The sequence below is a fragment of the Aliiroseovarius zhejiangensis genome, from assembly GCF_014656375.1.
Lineage (GTDB): Bacteria > Pseudomonadota > Alphaproteobacteria > Rhodobacterales > Rhodobacteraceae > Aliiroseovarius > Aliiroseovarius zhejiangensis.
On the sequence record NZ_BNCH01000003.1, the window covers coordinates 361,092 to 373,482 of the forward strand.

The following is a 12,391-nucleotide window of genomic DNA, read 5'->3' on the forward strand; positions in this document are numbered from 1 at the left end:
CCGAGCGGAGGAATTTCCATGACCAACGATACCATTCTGGACGAGATCGAAGCCCTTGGCGACACGCTGGCGCGCGCAAAGTCAGTGATCGCGCGCCGGATCATTGGTCAGGATCAAGTGGTTGACCTGACCCTGTCGGCGCTGTTGTCGGGGGGGCACGCGCTGCTGATCGGCCTGCCGGGTCTGGGCAAAACGCGGCTGGTGGAAACCCTGTCCACCGTGATGGGCCTGCGCGAGGGGCGCATCCAGTTCACGCCCGACCTGATGCCGTCCGACATCCTTGGGGCCGAGGTTCTGGAAGAAAGCGCCGAGGGCACACGCTCATTCCGGTTCCTGAAAGGGCCGATCTTCTGTCAGCTTCTGTTGGCGGACGAAATCAACCGCGCCAGCCCCCGCACCCAATCGGCGCTGTTGCAGGCGATGCAGGAACATCAGGTATCTGTCGCGGGGCAGACGCATGCGCTGGAAGCCCCGTTTCACGTGCTCGCCACACAGAACCCGCTGGAGCAAGAGGGCACCTATCCCCTGCCCGAGGCGCAGTTGGACCGGTTTTTGTTGCAGGTGGATGTGGACTATCCCGACCGCGATGCCGAACGTGATATCCTGCTGGCCACCACCGGCACCGAGGACGCACAGGCCGAGCCCGTCTTTTCGGCCGCCGATCTGATTGCCGCCCAGAAATTGCTGCGCCGGATGCCGGTCGGCGAAACCGTGGTGGATGCGATCCTTGATCTTGTGCGCGCCTGTCGCCCTGATGACCCCGCCGCGCCTCAGATTGTGCGCGATACTGTCAGCTGGGGGCCGGGGCCGCGCGCGGCGCAGGCTCTGATGCTGCTGACCCGTGCACGGGCGCTGATCGACGGTCGTTTGGCGCCAGGGATCGACGATGTGCAGGCGCTTGCCCGACCAGTGCTGAGCCATCGCATGGCGCTGAGCTATGGCGCGCGGGCGGCGGGTCACGATCTGGCTGGTGTGATTGACACAGTGGTTGACCAGACCACTCGCGCCGTGGCGGCAGCGTGACCCCCAACCCCACATTGCGCAGCCGGGCCGAGGCTCTGGTCGAACGCCTGCCGCCGCTTCTGGCTCAGGCCCGCCATTTGGCGGCCAGTGTCGAGTTGGGCGAACATGGCCGGCGCAAACCGGGGCAGGGCGATGCGTTCTGGCAGTTCCGCCCGGCCCAACCCGGCGACCCGGCGTACCGGATCGACTGGCGCCGGTCGGCCCGATCCGATCATCACTATGTTCAGGAAAAGGAATGGCAGGCGGCACAAAGCGTGTTGTTCTGGGTGGACCCCGCGGCGTCGATGGATTTCGCGTCGTCACCCGACTTGCCGGAAAAAGGCGCGTTGGCACGGTTGATCGCGATGGCGCTGGCGGTGCTATTGGTGCGCGGCGGCGAGCGGGTTGGGCTGGCCACCAGTGCCGCCCCCGCCGGGCGCGGGGAACTGGCCCTGTCCCGCATGGAGGCGGCGCTTGCATCAGGGCAAGATGCTGGGCCATCGGATCTTCCGGCGCGATCGCGCGCTGTGTTCCTGTCCGACTTCCTTGCGGATACAGCTGCGATCACCCGTGCCGTGACCCGCGCGGCTGACCGGGGCGTCACGGGTGTGCTGTTCCAGTTGCTCGACCCGATCGAAGAGGCGTTCCCGTTCCGTGGCCGCATGATCTTCGAGGATATGACCGGTCATCTGGAACATGACACGACCGAAGCGCATGATCTGCGCGACCGGTATCTTGACCGGCTTGCCGCCCGCAAATCCGAACTTGCCGAACTGGCGCGGCACACCGGCTGGCAGTTTCACACCCACCACAGCGGGGACGCCGACAGTGCCGCTCTGCTGTGGCTGTATCACGCGATCGAGGGGCACAGATGATCTTTGGCCTGCCCATCGCCTTCACGACTCCCTGGCTGCTGGCCGGGTTGGTGGCGCTTCCGGTCCTGTGGTGGTTGTTGCGCGCCATCCCCCCCGCGCCCTTGCGCCAGAGATTTCCGGCGGTGGTGCTGCTTTTGGGGTTGGAAGACCGTGATGCGGAAAGCGACCGCACGCCCTGGTGGTTGCTGGTTCTCAGGCTCCTGGCAGTGGCGGCGCTGATCCTTGGCTTTGCGGGGCCGATCCTGAACCCCGAACACCGTCAGGCGGGGCGTGGCCCGCTTCTGATCTTCGTCGATGCCGGGTGGACGGCTGCATCGGACTGGCCGCAGCGCATGGGCGCGATCAAGGATCAGCTGGACGCCGCGGCGCAAGCCGGGCGCCCCGTCGCCATCGCCCTGTCGCATGAGGTGGCCGAAATCGGCGCCGCTGCCCCCCAATGGCAAAGCGCGGGTGATTGGCGGGAACGGCTTCCCGGCCTTGCCCCGGTCGCGTGGGAGGTGCCTTATGGTGCGGCATCTGACTGGGCTGCCGGGCTTCAGGATGCCGACACGATCTGGATCTCGGACGGGTTGGCGCGCGCCGGACGGCTGGACCTGCTGGCCGCGTTCGAGGCGAAAGGCCGCGTCGACGTGTTGCAACCCACATGGCCGCGATATGGCCTGTTGCCCGCGCGCGCCGAAGATGGTGCGCTGGTGCTTGAGGCGCTGCGCAGTGGCGTGACGGCGGGGCCCGAGCTTGTGGTGCAAGGCATCGGCCCTGATCCGTCGGGGGTCGAACGGGTGTTGGCGTCGGCCACGCTCGATTTCTCGGCAGGCGCCCCCCGCGCTCAGGTGCACATGCCGTTGCCACCCGAATTGCGCAACAGGATCACCCGGTTTCAGTTGCAGGACCTGCGTGCCGCCGGGGCGGTGACGCTGGCCGATGACAGCCTGCGCCGCCGCCGCGTGGCGCTTTTGACTGGCACCCAATCGCGCGAAGGGCTGGAGCTGTTGTCGCCCCTGCACTACCTGCGCGAGGCTCTGGTGCCCTCTGCCGAAGTGATCGAGGACGCCGCCATCGACACATTGATCGAAGCCGGGCCTGAGGTGCTGATCCTGCCCGATGTGCCCAGTCTGGCCGAACCGGACCAACGGGCGCTGGCCGAATGGGTGGCGCAGGGCGGGATGCTTCTGCGCTTTGCCGGGCCGCGTTTGGCGGCGGCCGATACCGGGCGCGGCGTGGAAGACATCTTGCTGCCCGTGCGTCTGCGATCCGGCGGGCGTGTGGTGGGTGGCGCGATGAGCTGGGGCGCCCCGCGTGCATTGGCCCCGTTTCCCGAAACCTCGCCATTCTTCGGGCTGCCGGTGCCGGATGACGTGTTGGTGCGGGCGCAAATCCTGGCCGAACCCAGCCCGGACCTGGCCGACCGGACCTTGGCCTCGCTGGCAGATGGCACGCCGCTTGTGACCCGCAAGGCGCTGGGGCAGGGGCAAGTTGTGTTGTTTCACATCTCGGCCAATGCCGAATGGTCGTCGCTGGCGCTGTCCGGGCTGTTTGTGCAGATGCTGGAGCGTCTGGCGGTCTCGACCCGGCCCGGTCAGGTCGAGGCGCAGTCGCTGGATGGGACCCAATGGGTCGCCGAACGTGTGCTGGATGCTTTCGGTCAGCTTGGTCCGGCAGGGGCGCAGGCGGGTGTCGATGGCCCCGACCTTCTGGACGGTGCCCGCGCCGCAGTGCCGCCAGGTCTGTATGCCGATGGTGATCGTCGCCTAGCGGTGAATACGCTGGGGCAGGATGCGCAACTGGCCCCGGCCGCCTGGCCTGTCCGCATCACCCCAAGGTGGCAGGACGAAAGTGCAAGCCGCAGCCTTGCCCCATACCTGTTGGCGGCGGCGCTGATTCTGGGCGTGCTGGACATTGTGGCCAGTCTTTGGATTTCCGGGCGGCTGCGCAAACGGGTGGTTGCTGGTGCCGCGCGGGCGGGGGCAATGGTGCTGCTCGCGCTGATGATCGTGCCGGGCCACGGGCGCGCGCAGGACGCAGACACCCCCGAGGCGGTGATCGCTGCGGCCAGCACGGTGACGCTGGCGCATGTGCTGTCCGGCGATCCCGCCACGGATGATGTTGCCAATGCCGGGCTGATGGGCTTGTCGGACCAGTTGTTTTCCCGCACCTCGGTCGAACCTGCCCCCCCTGTGGGCGTGGATGTCGAACGCGACGAGCTGTCGGTCTATCCGTTCCTGTACTGGCCGATCAGCGACACGACCCCGCAACCCAGCCCCGCCGCCTATGCCCGGCTGAAAACCTATCTGGCGACCGGCGGGTTCATCCTGTTTGATACCCGCGATGCGGGCTTTGGCGGCGAGGGTGCCCCGTCGCGCCGGTTGCGCGCCATTGCCCTGCCGCTGGGCCTGCCGCCGCTTGAGCAGGTGCCGCACGACCACGTTCTGACCCGCGCCTTCTATCTGCTGGAGGAGTTTCCCGGGCGTGCCCGTGGTCCGGCCTGGGTCGAGGCCGCGCCCCCGAATGCCGAACGTGCCGAAGGGATGCCCTTTCGCAACCTGAACGACGGTGTCAGCCCGGTGATCATCGGCGGCAATGACTGGGCCGGGGCCTGGGCAATCCGGTCTGACGGTTCGCCGATGTTTCCGGTGGGGCGCGGTCAGGCGGGCGAGCGGCAACGTGAAATGGCGGTCCGGTTTGGCGTGAACCTGGTGATGCATGTGCTGACGGGCAACTACAAATCCGATCAGGTGCATGTGCCTGCCTTGCTGGAAAGGTTGGGGGAATGAATGCGTCCGACCTGATCTTCTCGCCCGGTCTGCCGTGGCCGGTGATTGCGATCCTGGCCGCGCTCGCGTTGGTGGCGCTTCTGGTGGCGCTGTGGCGCGGCTTGTCGGGCTGGGCGCTCAGGGCGGTGGCGGCGCTGGCGGTATTGGTGGCGCTTGCAGGCCCGTCCTTGCAGCAGGAGGAGCGCGATCCGCTGTCAGATATCCTGCTGGCGATCGTGGATGACAGCGCCTCGCAAACCCTGTCGGACCGCCCGGACCAGAACGCGGCGGCGCTGGCGTCGCTCGAAGCGCAGGTCGCCAGTCGAACAGGGCTGGACCTGACAATCCGCCGCCTGTCCGAATTTGCCGAACCAGCAACGCCAGACGGCACCCACATGATGCGCGCGGTCACGGCGGCGTTGGCCGATCTGCCGCGCGACCGCGTGGCCGGTGTCGTGGCGATCACTGATGGCGTTGTGCACGACACCGAGCTTGCACCAAACCTGCCCGCCCCCTTTCAGGCCCTGCTGACCGGGCGCGCGTCTGACTGGGATCTGCGCCTGTCGGTCATCGACGCCCCCGCCTTTGCCATCCTTGGCGAGCAGACCGAGATTCGTCTGCGGGTCGATGCCTTGGGCGCCCCCCCGGCCGATGGTGACATCATCGAACTGTCCGTGTCCCGCGATGGTGCCACGCCCGAGGTTGCCCTGGCCCGGATCGGGGCGGACATCGTGCTGCCCCTGACCCTGACACACGCAGGTCGCAACCTGATCCATATCACGCTGCCCGCCGCCGAAGGGGAACTGACCGACCGCAACAATGCCGCGGTGATCGAGGTGAATGGCGTGCGCGACCGGCTGCGAGTTCTGCTCGTCTCGGGCACGCCACATCCCGGCACCCGCACCTGGCGCAACCTGTTGAAATCCGATGGCGCGGTGGACCTTGTGCATTTCACCATCCTGCGCCCACCGGAAAAGCAGGACGGTGTGCCGGTCAATGAACTCAGCCTGATCGCCTTTCCGACGCAGGAGCTGTTCGTCGACAAGATCGACGAATTCGACCTGATCATCTTTGACCGCTACCGGCTGCGGGGGATCCTGCCCGGCGGCTATCTGGACAGTGTCCGGGCCTATGTCGAACGGGGCGGGGCGGTGCTGATTGCCGCTGGCCCGGCCCTTGCGGGGGCGGAAAGCATCGCGCGCTCCGGCTTGGCCGCGATGTTGCCGGCCTTCCCGTCCGGTCGGCTGGTCGAAGGTGCCTTTCGCCCCGCCATAAGCGATGCCGGCCGGCGCCATCCCATCTCGCGCGATCTGGAGGATTTCGCGCCCGAAGGCGGCTGGGGCCCGTGGCTGCGAAGGGTCGAGCTTGAGCCGACCAGCGGCCACACCATCCTGAACGGGCCCGATGACGCGGCGCTGCTGACCCTTGATCGTGTCGGTGACGGGCGGGTCGCGCTGCTGGGGTCCGATCATGCCTGGCTCTGGGCGCGAGGCTTTGAAGGGGGCGGACCACAGCTGGAGCTGCTGCGCCGTCTGGCGCACTGGCTGATGCGCGAACCCGAACTTGAGGAAGAAGCTCTGTCTGCCACCGCCACCGAAACAGGGTTGAGGATCGAACGTCGCACGATGGAGGACACGACGCCCGAGGCCACAGTGACATTCCCGGATGGCACCGAAACCGTCCTGGGTCTGTCAAACCGCACGCCGGGCCTGTTTGACGGTGAAATCGCAGCCCCGGAGCAGGGATTGTATCGCGTGACACAGGGTGATCTGGCCACGGTGGTGGTGCGCGGACTTGCGGCCTTGCGCGAGTTCGAACAGCCCGTCGCGGACGCCGCCCCCCTGACCCCCCTTGGCCGTGCCACCAACGGCACGGTGACGCGGATCGAAGACGGACTTCCCGGTTTGCGCCCGGTGCGGATGGGGCAACTGGCCCATGGGCGCGGCTGGATCGGATACACGCCGCGCAATGCCTATGTCACGCAAGCCATCCGGGTCATTCCGCTGGCGCCGGCCTGGCTGATGCTGGCCATCGCCGCGCTGTCCTTGATCGGGGCCTGGCTGATCGAGGGGCGCGGTGGGGCGCGGCGCAAGGAAGATTGATTGCCCGGCGACCGATCAGGCGTCCGGTTTCATCAGCACCGCCCGGGACTGCGACGCAAACTCGCGCCGATACAGGACCAATACCGTCAGAACGGTCGCAACGATCAGGCTGACGGGTCCAAGCAACCATGCCAGCGATCCCATCGCGAAATAGACCGACCGAAGGCCGCGATTGAAGCTGCGCGCCGCCGAGATGTTGAGTTCTCCGGCCTTGCCGGCGCGGGGCAGGGCGGTGGGATCGCTTGGGTCGTTTGGCACCGATGCCATGACCACGGCGCAATAGCCGAACAGGCGATGCGACCAGACAAATTTCAGAAAGGCATTGGCCAGAAACAGCACGACCAGCAGGATCTTGACCTCCCACACCAGTTCGGGGGCGCTGCTTTGGGTCAGGTCTTGTGCCACCCCGCGCAACCGTTCGGTATTGCCCAGAAGCGCCATGCCACCCCCAATCGCGATCATCGAGGCCGAGGCAAAGAAGCTTGCCCCCTGGCGCAGGGTCGACAGGATGGCACTGTCGAAGATACGCGGGTCTCGGGCGACGAACTGCACCATCCAGTCGCGACGGTATTGCGCCACCAGCCCCGATACCGAAGGCTTCGAGCTTGAGGCATATTCGATCCGCCAGCCGATCATGGCCCAGGCCAGAATGATCAGGCACACGGCGATCCCATCCAGGGGTGAAAACAGCGACAGGCGTTCGGTCAGGGTCATGGTCCGCACGCTTAGACGATTCCTTTCGGTTGCCAAATCGAAAAATTGGTAATATCTTTTTACCAATTGCCAAAGCCGGAGGGCCCAAGATGCAGATGCCGACCCCCAACGCCGCCATCCTTGCCCGCAAGGATCAGATCGTGAAACGTCTGCAATCCGTGTTGCCCGAAGGCGCCGTGGTGCATGATCCGTTTGAAACACGCGCCTATGAATGTGATGCGCTGACCGCCTATAAATGCCCGCCGCTCTGCGCGGTGCTGCCCGCCTCGACGGCTGAGGTGTCGGCGGTCATGCGCATCTGCCATGAAGAAGGCGTGCCGGTCGTCCCACGTGGGGCGGGCACCTCGCTTGCGGGTGGGGCGCTGCCCACGGCGGACAGCGTGATCCTGGGGGTGGCCCGGCTGAATGACGTGCTTGAAACCGATTTCGCAAACCGGATCATCCGGGTGCAGTCGGGGCGCACCAACCTGTCCGTCACCGGTGCCGTCGAAGAAGAAGGCTTCTTCTATGCCCCCGATCCGTCAAGCCAACTGGCTTGTGCGATCGCAGGTAATATTGCCATGAACTCCGGCGGGGCGCATTGCCTGAAATACGGCGTGACCACCAACAACCTGATGGGCGTGACCATGGTCATGGCTGATGGCGAGGTGGTCGAGATCGGCGGCGCGCATCTGGATGCGGGCGGGTTGGATCTGCTGGGGCTGATCTGCGGATCGGAAGGCCAGCTTGGCATCGTGACCGAGGCGACCCTGCGCATTCTGGCCAAGCCCGAGGGCGCGCGCCCGGTGCTGGTCGGGTTCGACTCGAACGAAGTCGCGGGTCATTGCGTATCCGACATCATCAAATCTGGCATCCTGCCCGTCGCGATCGAGTTCATGGACCGCCCCTGCATCCGCGCGACCGAAGCATTCGCGGGTGCGGGATACCCGGATTGCGAGGCACTGCTGATCATCGAGGTTGAGGGATCGGAGGCCGAGATCGACGACCAGCTCTCGCGCATTGTCGAGATTGCCAAGCGTCACAATCCGGTGGAGCTTCGCGAAAGCACCTCGGCCGAGGAAAGCGCGAAAATCTGGCTGGGCCGCAAGTCGGCCTTCGGCGCGATGGGGCAGATCAACGACTACATGTGTCTGGACGGCACGATCCCCGTGTCCGAACTTCCCTTGGTGCTACGCCGTATTGGTGAAATGTCGAAAGAGTATGGGCTGGACGTGGGCAACGTGTTCCACGCGGGTGATGGCAATATGCACCCGCTGATCCTGTTTGACGCCAACAAACCCGGCGATCTTGAGAAATGCGAGGCCTTCGGGGCCGACATCCTGAAGCTTTGTGTCGAGGTGGGCGGATGCCTGACCGGTGAACACGGCGTAGGAGTGGAAAAAAGAGACTTAATGGTTTCACAATACAACCAAAGTGATCTTGAGATTCAGTTGGCCGTCAAAGACGTGTTCGATCCCGACTGGCTTATGAACCCCGCCAAGGTGTTCCCTCTCTCCACCACGGAAACAAGGCGCGCGTCATGACCCCGACCACAGAAACAGAGCTGGCCGAAGCGATTGCTGCGGCCAACGGTCCCTTGCGCATTCGGGGCGGTGGCACCCGCGACATCGGCGCGCCGGTGGATGGCGCCCCGCTGACAACCGCAGGGCTGACGGGCGTCACGCTTTACGAACCCGGCGCGCTGACGCTGGTTGTGCAGGCGGGCACTCCGTTGGACGAGGTTGAAGCATTGCTCGCCGCCGAAGGCCAGCGGCTGGCCTTTGAACCCGGTGACATGCGTGCGCTTCTGGGCACCGAAGGCACCCCGACCATCGGCGGGGTGATCGCCACCAATGCCTCTGGCCCGCGCCGGATACAGGCCGGGGCCGCGCGTGATTTCTGCCTTGGGGTTCGCTTCGTGGACGGGCAGGGGCAGGTGTTGAAAAACGGCGGGCGCGTGATGAAGAACGTGACCGGCTATGACCTTGTGAAGCTGATGACCGGAAGCTGGGGCACGCTGGGCGTGATGACCGAGGTCAGCCTGAAGGTGCTGGCCATCCCGGAAACCGAAGCCACGCTGGTCTGCGCCGATGAAAGCGCGGAAACGGCGGTGGCGTCCATGGCCGCCGCCCTTGGGTCGCCCTTCGATGTCACAGGCGCGGCGATGATGAACGGACAAACGATGATCCGGGTCGAAGGACTGGAACAATCCGTCGCCTACCGCGCGAAAGCCTTGCAGGACGGTGTCTTGCAGGGGTTCGACATTGTCGAAGGTGCGGCGTCGGCCAGGATGTGGGCCGACCTGCGCGATCTGACCCCTTTTGCGGGCAAGGAAGGGGCAGTCTGGCGCATCTCGGTCAAGCCGTCTGACGGACCGGCTTTGGTGAGGGAACTGGGCGCGCTGTCGCCCGAGGCGATCTTTGACTGGGGGGGCGGGTTGGTCTGGCTGCGCGTCGCCGATGAAGAGGATGCAGGGGCGCAGATGATCCGCAACGATTTGTCCCATATGGGCGGCCATGCGACCCTTGTGCGGGCCAGCGCCGCGACCCGCGCCGCCGTGCCGGTGTTTCACCCGGAACCCGCGCCGCTTGCGGCGCTTTCCCGCGGGCTGCGTGCGAAGTTCGATCCGCGCGGCATTCTGAACCCCGGCCTGATGGGAGCCTGACATGCAGACGAACTTCACCGACGAGCAGCTGAAGGATCCCGCGATCCAACGTGCCAACGAGATCCTGCGCTCCTGCGTGCATTGCGGGTTCTGCACGGCGACCTGCCCCAGCTATCAGGTGTTGGGCGATGAATTGGACAGCCCGCGCGGGCGCATCTATCTGATCAAGGATATGCTGGAAGCCGGTCGACCTGCCGACAAGAAAACTGTCGAGCATGTGGATAAATGTCTGTCCTGTCTTGCCTGCATGACCACTTGCCCATCCGGCGTGCATTACATGCACTTGATCGACCATGCCCGCGCGCATATCGAAAAGACGTACAAGCGCCCGCTGTTTGACCGGATGCTGCGCTGGACGCTGGCGCGGATCATCCCCTATCCGGGGCGGTTCCGACTGGCCATGCAAGCCGCACGACTGGGGCGGCCGTTGCGCAAGTTCATGCCGGACCCGCGGCTGGAGGCGATGCTGGAAATGGCCCCGCCCAAGCTGCCGCGCCCCAGCGCAAACGACAAGCCGCAGACCTTCCCGGCGAAGGGCGCCCGCAAGATGCGGGTGGCGCTGCTGACGGGCTGCGCGCAAAAGGCGCTGGACACGGACATCAATGATGCGACCATCCGCCTGCTGACCCGGCTGGACTGCGAGGTTGTGGTGGCCAAGGGTATGGGCTGTTGTGGGGCGCTGACCCATCACATGGGCAAGGTTGATGAAAGCCACGTCCAGGCAGCGGCCAATATCAACGCCTGGATGACCGAAAAACGGGTCGACGGGCTGGATGCGATCGTCATCAACACCTCGGGTTGCGGCACGACGGTCAAGGATTACGGCCACATGTTTCGCAATGACGCTTTGGCTGACGACGCTGCCGAGGTGTCGGCGATGGCGATGGATGTCAGCGAAGTTCTGATGAAGCTCGACCTGCCCGAAGGCCGGATGAACAAGCGGGTTGCATATCATTCGGCCTGTAGCCTGCAACATGGCCAGCAGGTCAAGACCCACCCCAAAACCCTGTTGAAAAAGGCGGGGTTCGAGGTGGTCGAACCTGTCGATGCCCATCTGTGCTGCGGGTCGGCGGGAACCTATAACCTGATGCAGCCTGCCATCTCGCAGGAGCTGAAACGCCGCAAGGTCGCCAATCTGGAAGCCAAAACGCCCGAGATCATTGCAGCAGGCAATATAGGCTGCATGATGCAGATCGGGTCCGGCACCGGCATTCCCGTGGTCCATACGGTCGAGCTTCTGGATTGGGCCACCGGCGGGCCACAGCCGCGCAAATTGACCCGTTGATGAGCGTTTTTTCTTTTTTCTGCCCCCATTTTCGCCCTAAACATATGGTCAGAGGGTGGAAGAACCGCCCCACCAGAGGCAGAGATATGAAGAAATTGATTGCAATGATGGCGGTGGGCTTGTGGCTCGCCAGCCCCCTGGTCGCATCCGATCCATCACCGCTGCGCACCCTGATGACGGGGGATGAAAGCCGGGGATGGGAAGGGGTCGGACGCTTGAACATCGGCAGGGGCGGATTGTGCACCGGCGCGATGATCAGCGAAAGCCTGGTGTTGACCGCCGCCCATTGCTTGTTCGAACAATCCACCGGTGCGCGGGTGCCACCGGACGAGATCGAGTTTCTGGCGGGGTGGCGCAACGGACGGGCCTCGGCCTATCGCGGGGTGCGGCGGGCCGTGGTGCATCCCGATTTCTCGTTTGCCGCTGGGGATAAGGCTGCGCGGGTCGTCAATGACCTGGCGCTGCTGGAACTGGATCACCCCATTCGCAAAAGCTCGGTCCAGCCGTTTGCCGTCCATTCCCGCCCACGCAAGGGCGCCGAGATCGGCGTTGTGTCCTATGCCCATAACCGTGCCGACAGCCCGGCGCTTCAGGAAATGTGTCAGGTGCTGGCGCGGCAAAGCGGGGCCTTGGTGATGAGTTGCTCGGTTGATTTCGGATCATCCGGCGCACCGGTGTTCGTGGTGCAGGACGGAAAACCCGCCATCGTTTCGGTGATATCGGCAAAAGCAATGGTGCGGGACATCCCGGTGTCACTGGGCACAAGCCTTGAACAGCCTCTGGCAGAGCTGATGCAGATGTTGACCGATGGCAACGGGGTGTTCACCCGCACCCAACCCGTATCGCGGCCACCGGTCGGCACATTCGGGACAGGGGCTGCCGGGCCGGGCGGTGCGAAATTTCTGCGCCCCTGACCTCTTGAAGGGGCGGGAATCCTCCATAAATCTGTGACACGGGCGCCGAAGGATCGGGCCCGCAAACCTGCCTGTCCCAGTGAAGGGAAGGCCCAAACCTGTCGC

Annotated in this window: 9 protein-coding genes; 8 read left to right on the forward strand and 1 reads right to left on the reverse strand. The window is 65.1% G+C overall.

The window, feature by feature from the left end; all coding sequences use genetic code 11:
* The first annotated feature begins 18 nt into the window (after positions 1–18).
* Genes IE188_RS09650 through IE188_RS09665 form a run of 4 tightly spaced genes read left to right on the forward strand, consistent with a single transcriptional unit; the run spans position 19 to position 6,729 of the window.
* Complete coding sequence (locus IE188_RS09650) at positions 19–1,023, forward strand: AAA family ATPase (RefSeq protein WP_191286273.1); 1,005 nt, start codon at positions 19–21, stop codon at positions 1,021–1,023.
* Positions 1,020–1,877, forward strand: a complete 858-nt coding sequence (locus IE188_RS09655) for a DUF58 domain-containing protein (RefSeq protein WP_191286274.1) — start codon at positions 1,020–1,022, stop codon at positions 1,875–1,877. Before IE188_RS09650 ends, IE188_RS09655 begins: the two co-directional genes overlap by 4 nt.
* Positions 1,874–4,648 (forward strand): DUF4159 domain-containing protein, encoded by a 2,775-nt coding sequence (locus tag IE188_RS09660; RefSeq protein ID WP_191286275.1) that lies wholly within the window; start codon positions 1,874–1,876, stop codon positions 4,646–4,648. The genes IE188_RS09655 and IE188_RS09660 overlap by 4 nt, the downstream gene beginning before the upstream one ends.
* Positions 4,645–6,729 carry a hypothetical protein gene (locus IE188_RS09665; RefSeq protein ID WP_191286276.1) on the forward strand — a complete coding sequence of 695 codons (2,085 nt, stop codon included), beginning with the start codon at positions 4,645–4,647 and terminating at the stop codon, positions 6,727–6,729. The genes IE188_RS09660 and IE188_RS09665 overlap by 4 nt, the downstream gene beginning before the upstream one ends.
* A gap of 15 nt (positions 6,730–6,744) precedes the next feature.
* On the opposite strand, the gene IE188_RS09670 is transcribed toward IE188_RS09665, so the two are convergent.
* Complete coding sequence (locus tag IE188_RS09670) at positions 6,745–7,443, reverse strand: DUF599 domain-containing protein (protein WP_191286277.1); 699 nt, start codon at positions 7,441–7,443, stop codon at positions 6,745–6,747.
* 89 nt (positions 7,444–7,532) lie between these two features.
* Here IE188_RS09670 and IE188_RS09675 point away from each other — a divergent pair, with 89 nt between their 5' ends.
* The 4 genes from IE188_RS09675 (at position 7,533) to IE188_RS09690 (ending at position 12,286) form a co-directional block, all read left to right on the forward strand.
* Complete coding sequence (locus IE188_RS09675) at positions 7,533–8,966, forward strand: FAD-linked oxidase C-terminal domain-containing protein (RefSeq protein ID WP_191286278.1); 1,434 nt, start codon at positions 7,533–7,535, stop codon at positions 8,964–8,966.
* Entirely contained in the window at positions 8,963–10,087 is a 1,125-nt protein-coding gene (glcE, locus tag IE188_RS09680; RefSeq protein WP_191286279.1) for a glycolate oxidase subunit GlcE, read from the forward strand. Before IE188_RS09675 ends, glcE begins: the two co-directional genes overlap by 4 nt.
* Before the next feature lies 1 nt (position 10,088).
* The gene (gene glcF, locus IE188_RS09685; RefSeq protein WP_191286280.1) at positions 10,089–11,372 is read left to right on the forward strand and encodes a glycolate oxidase subunit GlcF; all 1,284 of its coding nucleotides are present in this window, start codon (positions 10,089–10,091) and stop codon (positions 11,370–11,372) included.
* An 86-nt stretch (positions 11,373–11,458) separates the two neighbouring features.
* Positions 11,459–12,286 (forward strand): trypsin-like serine peptidase, encoded by an 828-nt coding sequence (locus IE188_RS09690; protein ID WP_191286281.1) that lies wholly within the window; start codon positions 11,459–11,461, stop codon positions 12,284–12,286.
* The last annotated feature ends 105 nt before the right edge of the window (positions 12,287–12,391 follow it).